Annotated in this window: 19 protein-coding genes; 9 read left to right on the top strand and 10 right to left on the bottom strand. The window is 70.9% G+C overall.

Annotated features, from left to right (window positions below; genetic code table 11):
• Window positions 1-55: 55 nt before the first annotated feature.
• The 3 genes from ABTY98_RS29625 to ybaK are packed head-to-tail and all read left to right on the top strand — an operon-like array spanning window position 56 to window position 2,381.
• A complete protein-coding gene (locus ABTY98_RS29625; RefSeq protein ID WP_352224104.1) occupies window positions 56-1,108 on the top strand; it encodes a hypothetical protein in 1,053 nt (350 codons plus the stop codon).
• Window positions 1,109-1,119: 11 nt separating this feature from the next.
• Complete coding sequence (locus ABTY98_RS29620; protein ID WP_352224103.1) at window positions 1,120-1,860, top strand: LON peptidase substrate-binding domain-containing protein; 741 nt, start codon at window positions 1,120-1,122, stop codon at window positions 1,858-1,860.
• Window positions 1,861-1,874: 14 nt separating this feature from the next.
• Window positions 1,875-2,381 (top strand): Cys-tRNA(Pro) deacylase, encoded by a 507-nt coding sequence (gene ybaK, locus ABTY98_RS29615; RefSeq protein ID WP_352224102.1) that lies wholly within the window; start codon window positions 1,875-1,877, stop codon window positions 2,379-2,381.
• 78 nt (window positions 2,382-2,459) lie between these two features.
• Here the strand turns inward: ybaK and ABTY98_RS29610 are convergent, their stop codons facing one another.
• From ABTY98_RS29610 to ABTY98_RS29595, 4 genes are all read right to left on the bottom strand, one after another.
• The gene (locus ABTY98_RS29610; protein ID WP_352224101.1) at window positions 2,460-3,143 is read right to left on the bottom strand and encodes an AAA family ATPase; all 684 of its coding nucleotides are present in this window, start codon (window positions 3,141-3,143) and stop codon (window positions 2,460-2,462) included.
• A 34-nt stretch (window positions 3,144-3,177) separates the two neighbouring features.
• A complete protein-coding gene (locus ABTY98_RS29605; RefSeq protein WP_352224100.1) occupies window positions 3,178-4,002 on the bottom strand; it encodes an ABC transporter permease in 825 nt (274 codons plus the stop codon).
• Window positions 4,003-4,096: 94 nt separating this feature from the next.
• On the bottom strand, window positions 4,097-5,071 hold the full coding sequence (locus tag ABTY98_RS29600; RefSeq protein WP_352224181.1) for an ABC transporter ATP-binding protein: 975 nt from the start codon (window positions 5,069-5,071) through the stop codon (window positions 4,097-4,099).
• Window positions 5,072-5,189: 118 nt separating this feature from the next.
• Entirely contained in the window at window positions 5,190-6,416 is a 1,227-nt protein-coding gene (locus ABTY98_RS29595; RefSeq protein ID WP_352224099.1) for an NYN domain-containing protein, read from the bottom strand.
• 220 nt (window positions 6,417-6,636) lie between these two features.
• Here ABTY98_RS29595 and ABTY98_RS29590 point away from each other — a divergent pair, with 220 nt between their 5' ends.
• Window positions 6,637-6,816: a hypothetical protein gene (locus tag ABTY98_RS29590; RefSeq protein WP_352224098.1), complete on the top strand. Its 180-nt coding sequence runs from the start codon at window positions 6,637-6,639 to the stop codon at window positions 6,814-6,816.
• Window positions 6,817-6,912: 96 nt separating this feature from the next.
• Here ABTY98_RS29590 and dnaE read toward each other — a convergent pair whose 3' ends face one another.
• Window positions 6,913-10,452 carry a DNA polymerase III subunit alpha gene (gene dnaE / locus ABTY98_RS29585; RefSeq protein WP_352224097.1) on the bottom strand — a complete coding sequence of 1,180 codons (3,540 nt, stop codon included), beginning with the start codon at window positions 10,450-10,452 and terminating at the stop codon, window positions 6,913-6,915.
• Between the two features lie 275 nt (window positions 10,453-10,727).
• Here dnaE and ABTY98_RS29580 point away from each other — a divergent pair, with 275 nt between their 5' ends.
• The 4 genes from ABTY98_RS29580 to ABTY98_RS29565 all read left to right on the top strand — a co-directional run bounded on the left by ABTY98_RS29580 (window position 10,728) and on the right by ABTY98_RS29565 (window position 15,543).
• Window positions 10,728-12,062, top strand: coding sequence for a DUF2252 domain-containing protein (locus tag ABTY98_RS29580; RefSeq protein ID WP_352224096.1), 1,335 nt, complete (start codon window positions 10,728-10,730; stop codon window positions 12,060-12,062).
• A 67-nt stretch (window positions 12,063-12,129) separates the two neighbouring features.
• Complete coding sequence (locus ABTY98_RS29575; protein ID WP_352224095.1) at window positions 12,130-12,825, top strand: hypothetical protein; 696 nt, start codon at window positions 12,130-12,132, stop codon at window positions 12,823-12,825.
• Between the two features lie 100 nt (window positions 12,826-12,925).
• Complete coding sequence (locus ABTY98_RS29570) at window positions 12,926-13,768, top strand: thioredoxin domain-containing protein (RefSeq protein ID WP_352224094.1); 843 nt, start codon at window positions 12,926-12,928, stop codon at window positions 13,766-13,768.
• A gap of 104 nt (window positions 13,769-13,872) precedes the next feature.
• A complete protein-coding gene (locus tag ABTY98_RS29565; protein ID WP_352224092.1) occupies window positions 13,873-15,543 on the top strand; it encodes an alkaline phosphatase D family protein in 1,671 nt (556 codons plus the stop codon).
• 7 nt (window positions 15,544-15,550) lie between these two features.
• Here ABTY98_RS29565 and ABTY98_RS29560 read toward each other — a convergent pair whose 3' ends face one another.
• Window positions 15,551-16,120, bottom strand: coding sequence for a dienelactone hydrolase family protein (locus tag ABTY98_RS29560; RefSeq protein ID WP_352224091.1), 570 nt, complete (start codon window positions 16,118-16,120; stop codon window positions 15,551-15,553).
• A gap of 101 nt (window positions 16,121-16,221) precedes the next feature.
• On the opposite strand from ABTY98_RS29560, the gene ABTY98_RS29555 reads away from it, so the two are divergent.
• Complete coding sequence (locus ABTY98_RS29555; protein WP_352224180.1) at window positions 16,222-17,331, top strand: mechanosensitive ion channel family protein; 1,110 nt, start codon at window positions 16,222-16,224, stop codon at window positions 17,329-17,331.
• A 9-nt stretch (window positions 17,332-17,340) separates the two neighbouring features.
• Here ABTY98_RS29555 and ABTY98_RS29550 read toward each other — a convergent pair whose 3' ends face one another.
• The 4 genes from ABTY98_RS29550 to ABTY98_RS29535 form a co-directional block, all read right to left on the bottom strand.
• Window positions 17,341-18,081 carry an SDR family NAD(P)-dependent oxidoreductase gene (locus ABTY98_RS29550; RefSeq protein WP_352224090.1) on the bottom strand — a complete coding sequence of 247 codons (741 nt, stop codon included), beginning with the start codon at window positions 18,079-18,081 and terminating at the stop codon, window positions 17,341-17,343.
• A gap of 98 nt (window positions 18,082-18,179) precedes the next feature.
• Entirely contained in the window at window positions 18,180-19,766 is a 1,587-nt protein-coding gene (locus tag ABTY98_RS29545) for a Na+/H+ antiporter (protein ID WP_352224089.1), read from the bottom strand.
• Between the two features lie 74 nt (window positions 19,767-19,840).
• The gene (locus ABTY98_RS29540; RefSeq protein ID WP_352224087.1) at window positions 19,841-20,311 is read right to left on the bottom strand and encodes a GNAT family N-acetyltransferase; all 471 of its coding nucleotides are present in this window, start codon (window positions 20,309-20,311) and stop codon (window positions 19,841-19,843) included.
• On the bottom strand, window positions 20,308-21,252 hold the full coding sequence (locus ABTY98_RS29535) for an RluA family pseudouridine synthase (RefSeq protein WP_352224086.1): 945 nt from the start codon (window positions 21,250-21,252) through the stop codon (window positions 20,308-20,310). The genes ABTY98_RS29540 and ABTY98_RS29535 overlap by 4 nt, the downstream gene beginning before the upstream one ends.
• Between the last annotated feature and the right edge of the window lie 54 nt (window positions 21,253-21,306).

Raw genomic sequence — 21,306 nt, 5'->3', positions numbered from 1 at the left:
AAATGGCCGGGCGGTCTGGCGCATGCTCGACCTGCGGACTTTCAATGGCGACACCATGGCTTCGCTGCGCACGCTGTTCCGTTCCGCACGGACGGCAACGACCACCCCGCGCCCCGCCCTCGGCCCGCCGCCGGCCGACGACGAGGTGTTCCTCGACGCGCCCGACGACCAGCTCGCCCCCGCGCTGGTCGCGGCCGGCCGGGGCGAGTACCAGCCCGCCGCGCGACTGCTGGCCGGCACCAGGGCCGCGGCCGAGTGGGAGGCACGGGACCGGTATGTGCGCCGGCTCGCCCTCTTTGCCCGCTCGCGGGCCGAATGGCTGGGCGACTGGTCCACGGCCGCCCCCCACGACCCGGACCTGCTGCTGCTGCGGGCCCAGCTGGCGGTGGACCAGGCCTGGCCGTCCCCGGCCCGGACCGAGTTGCTACGCGCGGTGAGTCCGCTGATCACGGCCGCCGCACGCGGCGACGACCGCGACCCGGTGCCCTGGCGGGTGGCGCTGGACCACGCACGCGGCTCCAACGCCGGTCACAAGTACTTCGAGGAGCTGTGGGAGGCGGCGGTCCGCCGCGCCCCGCACCACTACGGCTGCCATGTGGCCGCCCTGCGCTATCTGGGCACGTACTGGCACGGCTCGCACGGCGAGTGCTTCGACTTCGCCGACCTGGCCGCCCAGGACGCCCCTGCCGACTCCCTCGTACAGGCCCTTCCGGCCCGCGCGGCCCTCGCCTACCTCACCGACGGCTGCGGCCCCACGGTGCCGCAACCCCGCCTGGACGCTGCGGCCGACCGGGCGATCGCCCTCTCCGCCCGGTTCCCGGCGGCCGACCCCTGGCCGGCCGAGGTCCGCAACAAGCTGATGTACCTCCTGGTCCGCCTGGAACGCTGGGAGGCCGCCCGCACCCAGCTGCACCTGATCGGCCCGTACGTCACGTCGTTCCCCTGGGGCCGCCTGTCCGACGACCCGCTGGGCCATTTCGTACGGCTGCGCGCGCACCTGCTGGCCGGTACGGAACCGCCCCCCGAGACCGGGCTTCTCCCCTCGCCGAGGAGCGCGGGGCGCCCACGGGCCGAGCACGGCGGACATGTTCCCGCCGATGACCACTAGGCTGTGGCGCCGTGACCACCGTCCGTCTTCCCCTCTTCCCGCTGAACTCGGTGCTGTTCCCGGGGCTCGTGCTGCCACTGAACGTCTTCGAGGAGCGTTATCGCGCCATGATGCGCGATCTGCTGAAGACCCCCGAGGAGGAACCGCGCCGGTTCGCCGTCGTGGCGATCCGCGACGGCCACGAGGTGGCACCGAGCGCACCTGGCATGCCTGATCCGACGGCCCAGCCCGAGCGGGGCCCGGCGGCCGGCTTCGGGCCCGACCCCCTCAAGTCCTTCCACCGGGTGGGCTGTGTGGCGGACGCGGCGACGATCCGGGAGCGGGCGAACGGCACGTTCGAGGTGCTCGCGACGGGGACGAGCCGGGTACGACTGCTCTCCGTCGACACGTCCGGGCCGTTCCTGACGGCGGAGCTGGAGGAGCTGCCGGAGGAACCGGGCGACGAGGCGGGCGCGCTGGCGGAGGGGGTGCTGCGAGCCTTCCGCCAGTACCAGAAGCGGCTTGCGGGGGCGCGGGAGCGCTCGCTGTCCACGGGCGTCGACCTCCCCGACGAGCCGTCCGTGGTCTCCTACCTGGTCGCGGCGGCGATGATGCACGACATCCCCACCAAGCAGCGCCTGCTCCAGGCCCCCGACACGGCGTCCCGCCTGCGCGACGAGCTGAAACTGCTTCGCGCCGAGACGGCGATCATCCGTAACCTGCCGTCACTGCCCGCGGCGGAGCTGACGCGGGCGCCGACGAGCCTGAACTGAGCCGGGGGCCTGCCATGCCGAAGAAGCCGAACAAGAAACAGCAGCAGTCCGCGGGCACGCCGGCGACAGTGGCCCTGACCGCGGCGGGCGTGGACTTCACCGTCCACTCCTACGACCACGACCCCTCCCACCCGTCCTACGGCGAGGAGGCGGCGGAGGCGATGGGTGTGTCCCCCGACCGGGTCTTCAAGACCCTGGTCGCGGACGTGGACGGCACGCTCACGGTCGCGGTGGTGCCGGTGGCCGGCAGCCTGGACCTGAAGGCCCTGGCGGCGGCGGTCGGCGGCAAACGCGCGGCGATGGCGGACCCGGCCCTGGCCGAGCGCACGACGGGCTATGTCCGGGGCGGTATCTCCCCGCTGGGCCAGCGCAAGAAGCTCCCCACGGTCCTGGACGCGTCGGCGTCGTCCCACACCACGATCTGCGTCTCGGCGGGCCGCCGGGGCCTGGAGGTCGAGCTGTCCCCCGGCTCCCTGGCCACACTGACCGGGGCGACCCTGGCACCCATCGGACGGGCGTGACCGCTCGGCGAAACCCCCGTCCTCGGTCACGTACGGGAGACATGTCGAGGGACGGTCGGGGGCGGCGGGCGCGAAACCCTACGCCGGCGGAGCCGCGTACGGCCCCTCCTCGTACGGCCCCTCCTCGTACGGCGGCTCCGGGTCCCGCGGGCCGAACAGCGCCGTCAGCCCCAGGTGCACCAGCAACGCCGACAACGACCACGCCAGCAACGCCCCCTTCGCCCCCAACTTCAGCGGCGCCGAGAACGTCACCCCCTTCCCGACGGCCTTCGCGTGCGCGATCACGTCCTGCTCCGGCCCCAGCCACGTCCCCAACCGCCACGCCAGCAGTGAGCCGAGCAGCCCGCCGACCCCCAGCGCCACCACCAGCGGCACACCCCCGCGCCGCTGCCACAGGAACACCACGCCCGCGCTCACCGCACCGAACGCCAGCGCCAGCAGCGTGAACGTCCCGTCCACCCCCGCCGCCTGCTCCCCCTCGGTGTCCTTGAGGTAGACCACCCAGCTCTTGCCGGAATGGTCCCCCACCAGGGGGACATGCGGCGCCAGCCACAGCCACAGCAGCCCGAGCAGCGCACCGCTCACCGCCACCGCGAGAGCGATCACCGCGGCCTGACGCAGTTCGGTCTTCATCCCGGGACCGTCCTGTCCGTACTCTGCTCCGAACTCTCCTGCGACCGTCCCGGCAGGCGGCGGCGCCTGCCAGGCCTGGTGCGAGGACTGGTCGTGCGGCGGCGGAGGCGGCGTCAACGGTGCGGTCACTCTGACATCGTGCCAGGTCGGCCTGTGCGGCGCGTCACCGGACGGCTGCCCGGCGGTACGCCCAGGTGGCGACGGCCAGCGAGGCGACCCCGACCCCGGCGCACACACCCAGGTCAACGAGGACGACGGCCCAGTCGGGCCGCGCCCCGAAGGTCCGGGCGTAGGCCTCCACGCCGTACGTCGAAGGCAGCAGGTCACGGGCGAGCTGAATGATCCCCGGCATCCGGTCCGGCGGCAGCACACCGAGCAGCAGCGCCGCCGACATGCCCAACTGCCCGAGCAGCGTGGCGAGTTCGGGCCGCGGCGCGAGCAGCCCGCAGGCGGCGCCGAGCCCGGACAGGGCCGCCCCCGCCAGCGGGATCACGGCGAGGAGAATCCACAGGTTGCTCAGCGGCAGCCCGAACAGCACACACCCGAAGACGGCCGTCACCAGCGTCCCCGGCACGGTGAAGGAGGCGTACGCCGCGGCCGCCCCGAGCACCACGGAGGCCGGCGGCACCGGCAGCGTGGCGTAGTGGTCGAGGCCGCCGCTCGCCCGCAACTGCCCGAAGTACTGCGCGAGCAGGTTCAGGGCCACATAGGCGACGACGACCACCGACGACCCCGCCACCACGGACTGGGCCTCGCCCCGGCTGTCCACCACACCCCGCATCATGATCATGATGCCGACGGACTGGAAGGTCGCCACGAACAGCAGCGGGATCCGCGCCACCCGGGCACGGGACAGCTGCGCCCGGTAGACGGCCACCAGCGACGGCCACAGACGCGCACGCGGGCCCAGCTCGGCCGCCGGGCGCGGCACCGTCTCCTCCAGGGCCAGGGCACCGCCCGGCAGAACCTCCGCGGGTACGACACTCACGTCGCGCAGCTCCTCTTCCCAACGGCATCCACGGCACGTACGGCCGCCGCGCCTTCCCGTACGAGCCCGGTCGCCCCGGCGTTCACGTTCACGCTCATGCCTTCACCAGCCCCTGCCGTGCGGCGCCGCCCAGCGCCAGATAGACGTCCTCCAGGCTGGGCGTGGCGAGCGTGAAGTCGTCGAGGGCGGCGAAGGCTGTCCCGCCGGTCACCGTGGCGACCACGGCACGCGCCTCCTCGGGCGCGAGCCGCAGCGTCCAGCGCCGGCCGGACTCGACGGCACGTTCCCGCAGGACGGCCACCTCGGGCACGTCCAGCGGGGCCCGCTCCCGCCACACCAGTTCGACCCGCACCTCTCCGGCGACCCGTTCCTTGAGCCCGGCCGGGGTGTCACAGGCGATGACCCGCCCCTGGTCGAGCACGGCGACCCGTTCGAGGACCGTCTCGGCCTCGATCACGTTGTGGGTGACCAGGACGACGGTCGCGCCGTGCTCGGCCCGCCGCCGGTCGACGGCGGCCCACACGGCCCGCCGGGCCACCGGATCCATCCCGGTCGTCGGTTCGTCGAGCACCAGCAACGGCCGCTCCCCGACCAGCGCCGCGGCGAAACAGGCCAGCCGCCGCTGCCCTCCGGAGAGCTTCTTGATCGCCCGACCGGCGAGCGGCCCGAGCCCCAGCTCCTCGATCACGGCGTCCCGCTCGGCGCGGGCCTGCCGTACGTCCAGGCCGCGCAGCCGCCCGGTGGTCTCGGCGGCGAGGGACACGGTCAGCTCGTCGAGGGCGCTGGACTCCTGACCGAGATAGGCGAGGATCCGCGCGGCCCGCTCCGGGTGCCGCACGATGTCGTGCCCGAGGATCTCGACGCTGCCGGCGTCGGGCCGCAGCAGCCCGGTGAGCTGCCGTACGAGGGTCGACTTGCCGGCCCCGTTCGGCCCGAGCAGCCCGAAGATCTCCCCGCGCCGGACATCGAGGTCCACCCCGTCGGTGGCCCGGACCTCGGGCACCGCGGAAACACCGCGCCGCCCTTTGACCGCGGCGTAGGTCTTGGTCAGCCCACGCACGGCACACACCACGTCGCTCTGCTGCCGAAGTGCCCGACCCACGCCCGTACTCACAAGGGACGAGACTACGGGGTCGGCCCCGTTTACTCGCCTTTGGGGCAGTCGGCTTCGCAACCCCGGGGCTCACTCATTCGGCCGGCGCATGCTCGGCCGCCCCCGCCGGCACATCGATCTCTCTCCAGAACCCCGCCCGGATGGCGTACCGGTCATGCTCGTCGATCTGGTCGTCCTTGTGCGCCAGCAACCCGAACCGGGCCGCGTACCGCAGCAGCTCCCCGTCGATCCGATGCGGAATGCGCGGATACATCCCGGACAGCTTCTGCACATGGTTCTGGTCGCCCAGCCGGGAGGTCCACCGCCGGGCGAACACCTGGCCGACCTCGTACGGATCCCCGCCGACGGTCGTGATGTCCTCCTCCCGGTCGGCCCACCGCTGCTCCGCGGTCGTCAGCTGCGCCAGCGTCGGCATGGAGGCGGCCTCCGCCGGTTCCGCGACGGCCCCCGGCCGGTCCACCCACCCCTTGTCGGAGGACCACCGCAGGGTCGCGGTGGTCGCCGGATGCTGCACCACCGGCTGCGCGCCCGGCGCCCGCAGCGCGGCCAGGTCCTTCGGCGTGGGCACCCCCTTGGGCGCAGGCACCCGCTCGGACGACCCGTTCTCCGCCGCGCTCGCCGCGGGCGCCCGCTCCGCCTCCTCGGCCCCCGACTCGGCCGCGCCCGCCAGCCCCGAGTCGGGCAGCGGCGCGGAGAGGATCGCGGCGATCTCCGGCCGCGGCGCCGGCGGCGGGGCACAGACCGCGGTCAGCTCCTTCGCCCGTACGGCCTGGGTGATCCACGCGCGGTCCAGGACCCGCCGCTCGTCGGCCTCCGCGACCAGGTCCTCGGACTGGTTGTAGTCCCCGTCGGCGGCCTGCACGGCCCACAGGTGTACGGCGACCCCGTGCTCCTTCGCGGCCATCATGCCCGGCAGCAGATCGCCGTCGCCGGTCACCAGCACGACGTCGGAGCAGGCGCGGTTGCGGGCCAGCTCGGTCAGCTCGGCGTGCATGGCCGCGTCCACGCCCTTCTGGGCCCAGCGTCCGTCGCTGCGGGTCAGCGCGCCGAGCCGGACGGTCACCCGGGGCATCACACGCAACCGCCGGTGTTCGGGCTGCGGGACGCGGTCGGGGGCGCCGTCGAACCAGTAGATGCGCAGCAGTGGACGCTCGGTGTCGGATTCCGCGCGTTCGCGCAGCGCCTGGATGAGCGCGGCGTGGTCGACGGTGATCCGGGATCGGGAGGGCTCACCGGCGAGGAGACTGGCGGCGGCACCCAGCAGATACCCGGCGTCCACCAGGACGATGCAGCGGTCCACGCGACTCACCCTCTTTCCGGGAGGTTTGCTTTCGGGGCTTCCTTCGAGTCTGCCCGACGGCGCGGGGGTTAACGGCCCGAACTCGATCTTCGGCGTGGCGTTTCGGCACCTTGCTCTCCGACAAACCCTGTCACACACGGTAATTATCCGAAATGCGTCTGTTGTCAGCCTATGTGAATCTGAATTCGGCCCCTAGATCCCCCACAGGAGGCAGATCACCATGGCCAAGAACAAGAACCGCAAGCAGGGTGGCTCGCAGAACCGCGCGCCGCAGGCCGAGCAGGCCCACGAGCACACGCAGCGTACGTCGACGGAGTCCCACGACTCGCCGGTGTCGCACATTCAGGGCAGCCCCGCGGATGTTGCCCGTAAGCAGCAGAAGCGCTTCGGCCACAACTGAGCGGACTGCCCAGGTCCCTCAGGGCTGTTGAAGCCCAGCACACAGAAGGGGCGCACCCGTCGCGGGTGCGCCCCTTCCGCGCGTGTACGACAGGGCCTAGCCGGCCAGGCAGGACGGGCCGAGCAGCACCTTCAGGTCGCCGAACAGGGCCGGGTCGGGCTTCACCCGGTGCCGGTCGAGGCGCAGCACGGTCGTCTTGGTCGGGCCCTGGAGCTTGATCCGGACCTCGCTGTCGCCCTTGTGGTGGCTGAGGATCTCGCCGAGGCGGCTGACCATGGGCGGGGTGACCCGGGTGGCGGGGATGGTGAGGATCACGGGCGCGTTGGCGCCCGCGGCGGACAGGTCGGGGATCGTCAGCTCCATCGCCACCAGGCGGGGCACGTCCTCGCGCTTGTCGAGGCGGCCCTTGACGAACACGACCGCGTCCTCGACGAGTTGGGTCGAGATGAGCTGGTAGGTCGCCGGGAAGAACATGCACTCGATGGAGCCGGCGAGGTCCTCGACGGTGGCGATCGCCCAGGCGTTGCCCTGCTTGGTCATCTTGCGCTGGAGACCGGAGATGATCCCGCCGATGGTGACCACCGCGCCGTCGGCGTGCTCGCCGCCGGTGAGCTGGGCGATGCCCGCGTCGGCCTTGTCGGAGAGCACGTGCTCCAGACCGAAGAGCGGGTGGTCGGAGACGTACAGACCGAGCATCTCCCGCTCCTGGGCGAGCAGATAGGTCTTGTCCCACTCCTCGGTGGTGAACTCCACGTCGAGGCCGAACCCGGGCTCGCTGCTCTCCTCCTCGCCCATCCCGCCGAAGAGGTCGAACTGGCCCTCGGCCTCCTTGCGCTTGACCGCGACCACGTTGTCGATCATCGGCTCGTACTGGGCGGTGAGGCCCTTGCGGGTGTGCCCGAGCGCGTCGAAGGCGCCCGCCTTGATGAGGGATTCCGTGGTCCGCTTGTTGCAGGCGGTGGCGTCGACCTTGTCCAGGTAGTCGGGGAAGGAGGCGAACTTCCCCTTCGCCTTGCGGGCCTTGATGATCGACTCGACGACGCCCGTGCCGACGTTGCGTACGGCCTCCAGGCCGAAGAGGATCACGTCGTCGCCCTGGGCGGCGAAGTTGTGCACCGACTCGTTGACGTTCGGCGGGAGCACCTTGATGCCCATGCGGCGGCACTCGTTGAGGTAGACGGCCGACTTGTCCTTGTCGTCCTTGACCGAGGTGAGCAGCCCGGCCATGTACTCGGCGGGGTGGTTCGCCTTGAGGTACGCGGTCCAGTAGGAGACCAGTCCGTACGCCGCCGAGTGGGCCTTGTTGAAGGCGTAGCCGGCGAACGGGACCAGCACGTCCCACAGGGCCTGGATGGCCTCGTCGCTGTAGCCCTTGTCGCGGGCGCCCTTCTGGAAGAGGACGAAGTTCTTGGCCAGTTCGTCGGGCTTCTTCTTGCCCATCACACGGCGGAGGATGTCGGCCTCGCCGAGCGAGTATCCGGCGATGATCTGGGCGGCCTTCTGCACCTGCTCCTGGTACACGATCAGGCCGTAGGTGACGTCCAGGACCTCCCTGAGCGGCTCCTCCAGCTCGGGGTGGATGGGCGTGATCTCCTGGAGCTTGTTCTTGCGCAGCGCGTAGTTGGTGTGCGAGTCCATGCCCATCGGGCCGGGACGGTAGAGCGCCGACACGGCGGAGATGTCTTCGAAGTTGTCGGGCTTCATCAGGCGCAGCAGCGAGCGCATGGGGCCGCCGTCGAACTGGAAGACGCCGAGGGTGTCGCCGCGCTGGAGGAGTTCGAAGGTCTTCGGGTCGTCGAGCGGCAGGGCCAGCAGGTCGAGGTCGACGCCCTTGTTGGACTTCACCATCTTGACGGCGTCGTCCATGATCGTCAGGTTGCGCAGACCGAGGAAGTCCATCTTCAGCAGGCCGAGCGACTCGCACTGCGGGTAGTCCCACTGCGTGATGGTCACGCCGTCGGTGTGCCGCACCCAGATCGGGGCGTGGTCGACGATGGGCTCGCTGGACATGATCACGCCGGCCGCGTGCACACCCATCTGCCGGACCAGGCCCTCGACGCCCTTGGCGGTGTCGATGACCTTCTTGACGTCCGGTTCGTTCTCGTACATCCCGCGGATCTCGCCCGCCTCGTTGTAGCGCGGGTGCGAGGGGTTGGTGATGCCGTCCAGGTCGATGCCCTTGCCGAGGACGTCGGCGGGCATCGCCTTGGTGAGGCGGTCGCCCATCGCGTACGGGTAGCCCAGCACGCGCGCGGAGTCCTTGATGGCGTTCTTGGCCTTGATCTTGCCGTAGGTGCCGATCATGGCGACCTTGTCGGCGCCGTACTTCTCCGTCACGTACCTGATCACCTCGACGCGCCGGCGCTCGTCGAAGTCGATGTCGACGTCGGGCATGGAGACGCGCTCGGGGTTGAGGAACCGCTCGAAGATCAGACCGTGCGGGATCGGGTCGAGGTCGGTGATGCCCATGGCGTAGGCGACGATCGAACCGGCCGCGGAGCCTCGGCCGGGGCCGACCGCGATGCCGTTGTTCTTGGCCCACATGATGAAGTCGGCGACCACGAGGAAGTAGCCGGGGAACCCCATCTGGATGATGACGTCCATCTCGTAGTCGGCCTGCTTCTGGCGGTCTTCGGGGATGCCGTCGGGGAAGCGGCGCTCCATGCCGCGGCGGACCTCCTCCTTGAACCAGGTGACCTCGGTGTAGCCCTCGGGGATGTCGAACTTGGGCATCAGGTCGCGCTTCTCGAACATGCCGGTGGTGTCCACCATCTCGGCGACGAGGAGCGTGTTGGCGCAGCCCTGCTGCCAGGCGTCCGAGGAGTCGATGGCGTACATCTCGTCCGTGGACTTCAGGTAGTAGCCGGTGCCGTCGAACTTGAAGCGGTCCGGGTCGGAGAGGTTCTTGCCGGTCTGGATGCACAGGAGGGCGTCGTGGGCGGTCGCCTCGTGCGCGTACGTGTAGTGCGAGTCGTTGGTGACCAGCGGGGGGATGCCGAGCTTCTTGCCGATCTCCAGGAGGCCGTCGCGGACCCGGTGCTCGATCTCGATGCCGTGGTCCATCAGCTCCAGGAAGTAGCGGTCCTTGCCGAAGATGTCCTGGTAGTCGGCGGCCGCCTTCAGGGCCTCGTCGTACTGGCCGAGGCGCAGCCGGGTCTGGAGCTCGCCGGAGGGGCAGCCGGTGGAGGCCACGATCCCCTCGGACCACTGGGCGATGGTCTCCTTGTCCATCCGGGGCCACTTCTGCAGCCAGCCCTCGGCATAGGCGTCGGAGGAGAGCTTGAAGAGGTTGTGCAGGCCGGTGCTGTTCACCGCCCACATCGTCTTGTGGGTGTAACCGCCGGAGCCGGAGACGTCGTCCCGCTTCTGGTGCGGCTGGCCCCACTGGATCTTGCGCTTGTTGCGCCGGGACTCGGGGGCGACATACGCCTCGATCCCGATGATCGGGGTGACTCCGGCCTTCTGCGCGGAGTGGAAGAAGTCGTAGGCCCCGTGGAGGTTGCCGTGGTCGGACATGGCGATGTGTGTCATGCCCATCTCGTTGCAGGCGTTGAACATGTCCTTCAGCCGCGCGGCACCGTCCAGCAGCGAGTACTGGGTGTGGACGTGCAGGTGCGTGAACGGCGGCTTTGACACGGTTTCGGCCTCCAAATTAAGCAGGTGCGGCGCGAAGCGCCTCGTTGAGGGGCGGTGGTCGGGTGACGGGTGGGCGGGCGTCGACGATCTTCCGACCGGCTGCGGACAGTCTGGTGGGACGGCGAAATCCTATGCCTCGGCACTGACAATCCGCCCGCCACCCCGCGTACCTTCGGGCGAAGAAAGCGGGCACTCCCCCCGACCTTCGCACGTTGGTCCGGAGGAGAGATCCGGCCCACACGTCACGCACCACCCGTACCAGGAGGCACCCAGCGATGTCGGTCCCCCAGCTCAACGGCGAGCAGCGCGGCGAGGAGATCCTCGCCGTCTTCGACACCGCCTTCGGCGAGCTCCTGGCCGCCGACCCGGCCGCGTTCCGCGTGAAGTTCCGGAAGATGGCGGCCTCGGCCTTCGCCTTCTACCGGGGCACGGCGGCGCTCTTCTACCACGACGTGGACGCGGAGAAGCGCGGCGGCCCGTTCCTGGACGAGCGCACCTCGCGCGTGTGGATCCACGGCGACCTGCACGCGGAGAACTTCGGCACGTACATGGACTCCAACGGCCGCCTGGTCTTCAACGTCAACGACTTCGACGAGGCCTACGTCGGCCCCTTCACCTGGGACCTGAAGCGCTTCTCCGCCTCCGTCGCGCTGATCGGGTACGCGAAGGCGCTCAGCGACGAGCAGATCACCGAGCTGGTCGAGGTGTACGCGGGCGCGTACCGGGAGCGGATCCACGCGCTGGCGACCGGCGCGAAGAGCGACGAGGTGCCGCCGTTCACCCTGGACTCCGCCGAGGGCCCGCTGCTCGGCGCGCTGCGCGCGGCCCGCTCGCTGACCCGCTTCGAGCTGCTGGACTCGATGACGGAGATCCGTGACTTCGAGCGCCGCTTCGCCTCCGGCGGCGGCTCGATCGAGCTGGACGCCGCCACCCGCTACAAGGTGCTGGCGGCCTTCGACGGCTATCTGGAGACGCTTCCGGAGTCGTCCCTGTCCCGCCCGGACTCCTACCGCGTCAAGGACGTCGTCGGCCGGCGTGGCATCGGCATCGGTTCGGCCGGTCTGCCGTCGTACAACATCCTCCTGGAGGGCTCCACGGACGCCCTGGAGAACGACGTCGTGATCTACATCAAGCAGGCCCAGACCCCGGCCGTGTCCCGGCACGTCACGGACCCGGCGATCCGGGACTACTTCCAGCACGAGGGCCACCGCACGGTGATCTCCCAGCGCGCCCTGCAGGCGCACGCCGACCCGTGGCTGGGCTGGACCGAGCTGGACGGCTCGGGGCAGCTGGTCGCCGAGGTGTCGCCGTACGCGGTGGACCTGGACTGGAGCGACATCGACGACCCGGAGGAGATCGCGGCGGTCGTCGCGGACCTCGGCCGGGCCACGGCGTCGATGCACTCGGCGGCCGACGACCAGTCCGGTGAGTCCCTGGTGCCGTTCTCCACCGAGCGGGCCATCGACGCGGCGATCGCGGCGGACCCCGATGAGGGCGCGGGCTTCGATCAGCTCATTGTGGACTTCGCGCACACCTACGGCGCACGCGCGCGTGCCGACCACCAGATCTTCGTCGACCTGTTCCGCAACGGCCGCATTCCAGGGCTGTAACCTTCGCGGATTCACAGGGCTCTTTTAGGGGTCCCTTACATGAGTACGTGACAGACTCTCCACCGCTATGGACATATCCGGGACCCAGCTCAGAGCCGTGCGCGCGGCGCTGTTCACGGCCTTCGTCGTGACGCTCAGCACCGCGTCGCACGTGCTGCTGTCCCGGGCCCCGCTGCCGTTCACCACGGTGGCCGCGGTCGCCGCCGGTGTGTTCGTCACGGCGTACGCGCTGGCGGGCCGCGAGCGCGGCTTCGGCCGGATCGCGGCCCTGCTGGTCCCGCTGGAGCTGGCCGCCGACACGGTCTTCACCACCGGCCAGCACGCCTGCTACGGCCGGGCCGGCGGCCCCATCGCGGGCCCCCTGCGCGCGGTCGGCTTCGACATGCTGTGCCGGGGCGGCACGGTGGGCACCCCGCTGGCCCAGATGACCGGCGGCTCCCGGGCCGCCGCGGCGCTCGCCCACGCCGACCCGACCGCGGCCTGGCTGCTGCTCGCCGCGCACATCGGCGTCGGCCTGCTGGCCGCCGCCTGGCTGCGCCGCGGCGAGCGCGCCCTGACCCAGCTGCTGCGCGCGATCGCCGCCACCACCTTCCGCCCGCTGCTCCTCGCGGTCGCCGCGGGCACGGTCCGCCGGCTGGCTCCGGTACGACGGCTGCCGCGCCCGGCGCCGCGTACGGCCGCCGCCCGCGACCTGGTCCTCGTGCACTCCCTGGGACGGCGTGGACCGCCGTGCTCCCGGGCGCTCGCCCTGCCCTTCGCCTGAGCGCCCCTCCCCCGCGAGCACACCCGTCGTTCGAGCACGACGAGTCCCCCACACGTATCCCGCGTACGACATGTGCGCGTCCCATATGGAGATCACCAATATGAGCCAGCGGAACAGCCAGACCGCCAAGAACGCGGCCCGGGAGCGGCTGCGCGTCGAGCGCGAGAAGCAGGCCAAGCGGGCCAAGGTCAAGCGCCAGGTCATCGTGGCCTGCTCGGTCGTGGCCGTGCTTGCCGCGGCTGGCGGCATAGGCTACGCCGTCGTCCAGGCCAACAAGCCCGGCTACTGGGAGGACGAGAAGTCCGCCAAGGTCGTCGCCCCGGCCAACACCACGGGCACCGACGGCACCACGGTCGTGATCGGCAAGTCCACCGCCCCGAAGACCCTCAAGGTCTACGAGGACCCGCGCTGCCCGATCTGCGCCCAGTTCGAGCAGACGGTCGGCTCCACGGTGAAGAAGGACATCGACGACGGCAAGTTCAAGATCCAGTACGTCGGCGGCACGTTCATCGACGGCGACTCGCTGGGCAAGGGCAAGATCGGCACCAACGGCGAGGGCTCCAAGAACGCGATGAGCGCCATGGGCGCCGCGCTGAACGTCAGCCCGGAGGCGTTCCTGGAGTACAAGACCGCGCTGTACTCCACGAAGTGGCACCCCGAGGAGACGGACGACAAGTTCAAGAACGACAGCTACCTCATCCAGGTCGCCGACACCGTCCCGGCGCTGAAGAACAACAAGACCTTCCAGGACGCGGTCAAGTCCGGCAAGTACGACGCCTGGGCGCTGGCCATGTCGAAGACCTTCGACACCAACAAGGACGGCGTGACGGGCACCCCGAGCTTCGTCATGAACGGCAAGATGCTGACGGCCGACTCCAGCGGCAACCCGCCGATGACGGTCGCGGCCTTCAACTCCGTGGTGGACGCGGCGCTCAAGGCGTAACCCGGCCTCTGTGCACAGGTGCAGCACCAGCTCCACGTGAAGAGCAGGCGAACTTTCACTGGTTCGCCTGCTCTTGTTCATACTGGTCAGTAACCTGGTCGGCCGTGACCAGTCGATACAGATCAACTCAGGCTTCCGAGGGTGCCAACACTTTCTCCCCCCGCCGCCGTACGGTCGTCAAGGCCGCGGCGGCGACCGCTGTCCTGGCCGCCCCGCTCGCCGCCGCGCTGCCGGCCCGGGCCGCCTCGGACGCACCCGCCTTCCTGCACGGCATCGCCTCCGGCGACCCGCTGCCCGACGGCGTCCTGCTGTGGACCCGGATGACGCCGACCGCCGATGCCGTACCCGGCTCCGGTGTCGGCGCCGACACCGAGGTCAGCTGGGTCGTCGCCACCGACAAGGCGCTGACGAACGTCGTCTCCCGCGGCTCCACCACCGCGACCGCCGCCTCCGACCACACCGTCAAGGCGGACATACGCGGCCTGGCCCCGGCCACCGACTACTGGTTCCGCTTCTCGGCCGGCGGCACGGACTCCTCGGTGGGGCGCACCCGCACCGCCCCGGCGACCGACGCAACCGTCTCCGGCCTGCGCTTCGGTGTGGTCTCCTGCGCCAACTGGGAGGCCGGTTACTTCGCCTCGTACCGTCATCTCGCCGCCCGGAGCGACCTCGACGCCTGGCTGCACCTCGGCGACTACATCTACGAGTACGGCACCGGCGAGTACGGCACCCGTGACACCGTGGTCCGCCAGCACGCGCCCACCCACGAGATCACCACCCTCGCCGACTACCGCACCCGGCACGGCAAGTACAAGACCGACACCGACCTGCAAGCCCTGCACGCCAAGGCGCCGGTCATCGCGATCTGGGACGACCACGAGTTCGCCAACGACTCCTGGTCCGGCGGTGCCGAGAACCACACCGAGGGCACCGAAGGCACCTGGACGGCCCGTCAGGCCGCCGCCAAGCAGGCCTACTTCGAGTGGATGCCGGTCCGCCCGGCCATCGCCGGCACCACCTACCGCCGGCTGCGCTTCGGCAAGCTCGCCGACCTCTCCCTGCTCGACCTGCGCTCCTTCCGCTCCCAGCAGGTCTCGGCGGGCAGCGGCTCGGTCGACGACCCGGACCGCACCATCACCGGCCGCGCCCAGCTCGACTGGCTGAAGGCCGGGCTGAAGTCCTCCGACACCACCTGGCGGCTGGTCGGCAACTCGGTGATGATCTCGCCGTTCGCCATCGGCTCGCTCTCCGCCGACCTGCTCAAGCCGCTCGCCAAGCTGCTCGGCCTGCCGCAGGACGGCCTCGCCCTCAACACCGACCAGTGGGACGGCTACACCGACGACCGCCGCGAACTCCTCGCCCACCTGCGCTCCAACGCTATCGGCAACACGGTGTTCCTGACCGGCGACATCCACATGGCCTGGGCCAACGACGTGCCGGTGGACGCCGGGACCTACCCGCTCTCCGCCTCGGCCGCCACGGAGTTCGTGGTCACCTCGGTGACCTCCGACAACCTGGACGACATCCTCAAGGTCTCCCCGGGCGTCGTCTCCACCGTCGCCGCGCCGGTCATCCAGCTGGCCAACCGCCACGTGCACTGGGTCGACACCGACCGGCACGGCTACGGCGTCCTGGACATCACCGCCGCCCGGGCGCAGATGGACTACTACGTCCTCTCCGACAAGACGAAGGCCGACGCGACCTCGTCCTGGGAGCGTTCGTACCGCACCCGCAGCGGCACCCAGAAGGTCGAGCGCACCTACGACCCGGTGTAGCCGTCACCTACAGCGTGCCGAGGAAGCCGAGCGCCACCCGCCAGGTGGCCTCGGCGGCCTCCTCGTCGTAGTCCGGCAGCCCGGGGTCGGTGTAGAGATGGCCGGCGCCCGCGTACCGGTAGATCTCCACATCGGCGCCGGCCCGGCCCATCTGCAGATACCAGGCGCTCAGCCAGTCGTCCGTCTCGAAGGCGTCCGGCTCGGCCACGTGCAGCTGCACCGGCAGCTCGTCGACCGAGGCGTTCGGCGCGATGTCCGACGTGCCGTGCACAAGCAGCAGCCCACGCGCCCGCTGGTCGCCCAGCGCCAGCGTCTGCGCGATCGAGGCGCCCAGCGAGAACCCCGCGTACACCAGCCCGCGCTCCGAGTACGGCGCCGCCGCCAGCACGGCCCGCCTCAGCAGCTCGTCCTTGCCGATCGAGTCGTTGAACTCCATGCCCTCCTCGACCGTGTCGAACGTGCGCCCCTCGAAGAGGTCCGGCGTCCACACCTCGTGCCCCGCGGCACGCAGCCGGTCCGCGGCCTCGCGCACCGCGGGCCTGAGGCCATAGGTCGAGTGAAAGAGCATGATGTTCATGAGCCCATGGTGCCAGCCGGACCGACAGCGGTTGTGACGCCCTCGACACCGATCCGCATGTTCAGGACCCCCCTGATCTGGTTACGTTCGGACCCATGGAGATGGAGAACGTACTCCGCCCGCTTGTCGTGGTCGGCGGCTCGGTCGTCCTCACCCTGCTGATCGGCTGGGCGACCGACCTGCTGCTGCGCAAGGCCGACGCGCGGCACAGCGAGACAGCCCTGTGGGGCCTGCTGCGCCGTGCCCGCATCCCCTACCAGCTCGTGCTGTGCTCGGCCATGCTCAGAGGTTCCTACGATCAGGCCGAGGTGCTGCTGGGACACCGGGTCGCCGTCGGCCAGATGCTGACCCTGGTGCTGATCGGGTCGACCGCGTGGCTGGTGGTGCGGATCGCGGCGGCGATCGTCGAGACCTCGTACACCCGCTACGCCCGTGCCCATACCGACGCGGCCCGGGTCCGCCGGGTGCGCACCCAGGTGTCGCTGATCATGCGGGTGGTGACGGCGATCGTCGGCGTGGTGGCCGTGGCGGCGATGCTGCTGACCTTCCCGGCGATGCGCGCGGCCGGCGCCTCACTGCTGGCCTCCGCCGGAATCCTCGGCATCGTCGCCGGTGTGGCCGCCCAGTCCACGCTGGCGAACATGTTCGCGGGTCTGCAGATCGCCTTCGGCGACATGGTGCGCCTCGGCGACACGGTCGTGGTCGACGACGAGTGGGGCACGGTCGAGGAGATCACCCTGACCTTTCTGACGGTACGGACCTGGGACGAGCGCCGGATCACGATGCCGGTGTCGTACTTCACCTCCAAATCATTCGAGAACTGGTCCCGGGGCACCCCGCAGATGACCGGGATCGTCTACTGGCACCTCGACCACTCGGCGCCGATCGATTCGATGCGCGAGAAGCTCCAGGACATCCTGCGCGAGTGCCCCGCCTGGGACGGGCGGGCCTACGGCCTGGCGGTCACCGACTCCACCCCGAACACCATCCAGGTGCGAGCCCTGGCGACCGCCAAGGACGCGGACGACATCTGGACGGTCCGGGTGACGGTCCGCGAACAGATGATCACCTGGCTGACCGCCGAGCACCCCTACGCCCTGCCCCGGGTCAACACGGCCGACGCGGTCCTCCCGCCGGGCGGGATCATCCCCTCCCAGGACGGGGCGGCGGGCCGGCGCCTGCACGAGCCGCCCCGCACCGGCCGCGGCTGACCGCCCCCGTCAGTGGCCGCGTTCGGCGCCGCCGTTGACCTGGACGATCTGTGAGGTGATGTGCCCCGCGGCCGGGGAGGCCAGCCAGTGCAGGGTGGCGGCGACGTCACCCGGTATGCCGGCCCGCCCGGTCGACGTCTCGGCGACGAGCCCCTCCCGCCGTGTCTCCTCGACCGGGCCGCCGAAGAACTCGGTGTCCTCGATGTACCCGGGGGCGACCACGTTCACGGTGACCCCGCGCGGCCCCAGCTGCCGGGCAAGATCGTGGGCGTACGGATGCAGGGCGGCCTTGGCGGCGGCGTAGGACCCGGTCCCCGAGCCCCGGTAGGCGGCGATGGAGCTGAGGAACAGCACCCGCCCGCCAGGGTCGGCGAGCCGGTCCTTCAGCGCCTCCGTGAGCAGGACGGCGCTCAGCGTGTTCTGCCGGAAGTTGCCCGTCCAGGTGCGGGCGACGGCGTCGAGTGGATCGCCGGCCTCCGCGTCGGGCGCGAACGCCGCGTTCCCTCCGGCGCTGTGGACGAGCACGTCCACGGTCCCGATCTCGTCGGCGACGTACCGTGCCACGCTCCGTACGTCGGCCGGCTCGGTCAGATCGGCGGCGTACCAGACCGCCCCCGGCACCCCTGCCTTTTCCAGCACCGCTCTGCGCCGCCCGAGCAGCAGCACCCGATCCCCGTCGGCGGCGAACACCCGCGCGGCGGCGAGCCCGATTCCTGTTCCTCCACCACTGATCACAATGTTCCGAGCCATGATCCGAGACTACGAGCGCACCGCCGACCTCGCCTTCGGATATCCACAGCCGCCACTTGTTTGTATGACTACCACTCCGCCGGACCAGCCGTGGGCGATCAGCGCAGGCTACGGACGTCCAGATGCCGCAGCACCCGGTCCACGATCTCCGGATCCGCCCCCGGCTCGCTCCGCGCCGCCAGCACCTCGTGCCGCGCCGCGCTGAGCATCTCCTGCTGGATCCGCCGCAACCGCTTCAACCGCTTCGCCCGCTTGTCGTGCCCCTCCCGCCGCTCGTCCTCCGCCACGTCGGGGCTGATCCGGAACCCGATCTCGAAGGCCCGCCGCAGCATCTGCTCCGACACGTCCTCCGGCAGGTCCTCGACCTGCTCGATCTCCCGCAGCCGGCGCCGTGCCGCCTTCGCCGCCCGTACCGCCAGTTCCTTCTCGAACTCCTTCTCCTGGTCGGTGTCGGCCCGTACCCCCAGCCGCTTCACCAGCCATGGCAGGGTCAGCCCCTGGAGCACCAGCGTCGCCATGATCACACCGAACGCGACGAAGACGATCTCGTTCCGGTCCGGGAAGGCGGATCCGTCGTCGGTTTTCAGCGGAATGGCCAGGGCCAGCGCCACCGAGGCCACCCCGCGCATCCCGGACCACCACATCACCACGGTCTCCCGCCAGCTGGTCGGGATCTCCTCGTCGTAGTCCCGCCGGGCGTGCAGCCGCTTGGTCAGCCAGGTCGCCGGCAGCAGCCACGCCAGCCGGACCACGACGACCACGCCCACGATCGCGGCCGCCCAGCCGAGCAGCTCGCCCCAGCGGCCGGACGCCGTACGGATCGCGTTGTGCAGTTCCAGGCCGATCAGCCCGAACGCGACGCCGGTGACGAGCGTGTCGACGATGTCCCAGAAGGTGTATCCGGCGAGTCGTGTCATGACGTCGTCGGCGTCGGTGGCGTACTCGGCGATGAACAGCGCGGTGGTGAGCACGGCGAGCACCCCGGAGCCGTGCAGTTCCTCGGCGAGGACGTAGGAGACGTACGGGACGAGCAGGGTCAGGCCGATCTGGAGGGTGGCGTCACCCAGCACGTCCATCAGCTTGTTCGCGCCCCAGCCGAGCGCCAGCCCCACGGCGATCGCGACCACGGCGGACAGCAGGAAGTCCAGCCCGGCCCGCCAGGGCGAGAACGTGCCGCTGACCACGGCGGCGATCGCCACGTGGTAGAGAACGATGGCCGTGACGTCGTTGAAGAGGCCCTCGCCCTCCAGGATCGACACCAGTCGGCGCGGCAGCCCGAGCTGCCCGGCGACGGCGGTCGCGGCGACCGGGTCGGGCGGGGCGACCAGCGCGCCCAGCGCCACCGCGGCGGCGATCGGCAGCCCGGGCACGATCGCGTTGGCGACGACCGCCACGCACACCGTGGTGACGAACACCAGCGCCACGGCGAGCAGGAAGATCGGCCGGATGTTGGCCGCGAACTGCCGCCAGGAGGTCCGCCGTACCGCCGCGTAGAGCAGCGGTGGCAGCAGGCCGGGCAGGATCAGCTCGGGCGGGATGTTCACGTTCGGCACGAAGTCGGCGACCGCCAGGACGATCCCGAACAGGGTCACCAGCACGGGAGCCGGCAGCCCCAGCCGGTCGCCCACCGGGACGCTCACCAGGGCCCCGAGCAGCAGCACGAACAACAGGGCCAACTGATCCACGGCCAGCACTCCGGGAGTCGACGATCACACAGCGGGCCTCAAGCGTGCCATGCGGTCTTCCGGCGTGCTCCGCCCTACAGCGCGCGCCGCATCCCCCGGTGCGGGATGCCCGCCTCCTCGTACTCCGGACCGTAGGGCTCGTAGCCCAGTCGCTCGTAGAAGCCCAGCGCGTGCGTCTGCGCGTGCAGGTCCACCGCCCTCAGGCCACGCGCGCGTGCGGCGTCCTCGATGGCCCGGACCAGGGCCACGCCTATGCCGAGCCCCCGGGCCTCCTGGGAGACCGCGAGCCGGCCCAGGGAGCCGAGGGACGGATCGCCGTCGGTCTTCTCCGCCGTCGTCTCGCCGAACAGCAGCCGGCCGGTGCCCAGCGGCACGCCGTCCTCGCGGATCGCGAGCACATGCAGGGCCGTGGCGTCGTACTCGTCGTACTCCAGGTCCTCGGGAACGCCCTGTTCGACGACGAAGACCTGCTTGCGCACGGCGAAACACGCCTCCAGGTCGGCGGGATCCTCGGCGACCCGCACCTCGTACGCGCGGGTACTCATCCGTACGTCTCCTCGCGGACCTGGTCCAGCGCCTGCTGCAGGTCGGCCGGGTAGTCACTCTCGAACTCGACCCAGTCGCCGCTCCCGGGGTGCTCGAAGCCGAGCCGGACCGCGTGCAGCCACTGGCGGGTCAGGCGCAGACGCTTGGCGAGCGTCGGGTCGGCGCCGTAGGTCAGGTCGCCGACGCAGGGGTGGCGGTGGGCGGCCATGTGCACGCGGATCTGGTGGGTGCGGCCGGTCTCCAGCTTCACGTCGAGCAGGGAGGCCGCGCGGAACGCCTCGATCAGGTCGTAGTGGGTCACGGAGGGCTTGCCCTCGGCCGTGACCGCCCACTTGTAGTCGTGCTGGGGGTGGCGGCCGATGGGGGCGTCGATGGTGCCGCTGGTCGGGTCCGGATGGCCCTGCACGACCGTGTGGTAGCGCTTGTCGACCGTGCGCTCCTTGAACTGGCGCTTGAGCGAGGTGTACGCGCGCTCCGACTTGGCCACCACCATCAGGCCGGAGGTGCCGACGTCGAGGCGGTGCACGATGCCCTGGCGCTCGGCGGCGCCGGAGGTGGAGATGCGGTAGCCGGCGGCCGCCAGACCGCCGATCACGGTCGGGCCGGTCCAGCCGGGGCTGGGGTGCGCGGCCACGCCGACGGGCTTGACGATCACGACCACGTCATCGTCGTCGTGCACGATCTCCATGCCCTCGACGGGCTCCGCGACGATCTGCACGGGCGCGGGCGCCCCCGGCATCTCGACCTCAAGCCAGGCGCCGCCGCTCACCCGCTCGGACTTGCCGACCACCGCGCCGTCGACCTGGACCTTGCCCTCCGCGGCCAGCTCGGCCGCCTTGGTGCGGGAGAAGCCGAACATGCGGGAGATGGCGGCGTCGACGCGCTCGCCCTCCAGGCCGTCGGGCACGGGCAGGGTTCGGATCTCGGGAACGGTGCTCACCCGTCGAGTATGCCGGACGGCACCGACAGCCCCGTACGCAAGCCCTTCCGGCCC

Origin of the sequence: Streptomyces sp. NPDC096040 (assembly GCF_040303265.1) — a bacterium.
In the GTDB taxonomy this organism is placed as follows: Bacteria; Actinomycetota; Actinomycetes; order Streptomycetales; family Streptomycetaceae; genus Streptomyces.
Note: the sequence above shows the minus strand (reverse complement) of the source record. Positions and strands in the feature narration are given on the sequence as shown.

Coding starts and splice junctions, on each gene's coding strand:
- ABTY98_RS29625 (WP_352224104.1), top strand. CDS start 56: ATGGCTTCGCTGCGCACGCTGTTCCGTTCCGCACGGACGGCAACGACC.
- ybaK (WP_352224102.1), top strand. CDS start 1,875: ATGCCGAAGAAGCCGAACAAGAAACAGCAGCAGTCCGCGGGCACGCCG.
- ABTY98_RS29590 (WP_352224098.1), top strand. CDS start 6,637: ATGGCCAAGAACAAGAACCGCAAGCAGGGTGGCTCGCAGAACCGCGCG.
- ABTY98_RS29580 (WP_352224096.1), top strand. CDS start 10,728: ATGTCGGTCCCCCAGCTCAACGGCGAGCAGCGCGGCGAGGAGATCCTC.
- ABTY98_RS29575 (WP_352224095.1), top strand. CDS start 12,130: ATGGACATATCCGGGACCCAGCTCAGAGCCGTGCGCGCGGCGCTGTTC.
- ABTY98_RS29570 (WP_352224094.1), top strand. CDS start 12,926: ATGAGCCAGCGGAACAGCCAGACCGCCAAGAACGCGGCCCGGGAGCGG.
- ABTY98_RS29560 (WP_352224091.1), bottom strand. CDS start 16,120: ATGAACATCATGCTCTTTCACTCGACCTATGGCCTCAGGCCCGCGGTG.
- ABTY98_RS29555 (WP_352224180.1), top strand. CDS start 16,222: ATGGAGAACGTACTCCGCCCGCTTGTCGTGGTCGGCGGCTCGGTCGTC.
- ABTY98_RS29550 (WP_352224090.1), bottom strand. CDS start 18,081: ATGGCTCGGAACATTGTGATCAGTGGTGGAGGAACAGGAATCGGGCTC.
- ABTY98_RS29540 (WP_352224087.1), bottom strand. CDS start 20,311: ATGAGTACCCGCGCGTACGAGGTGCGGGTCGCCGAGGATCCCGCCGAC.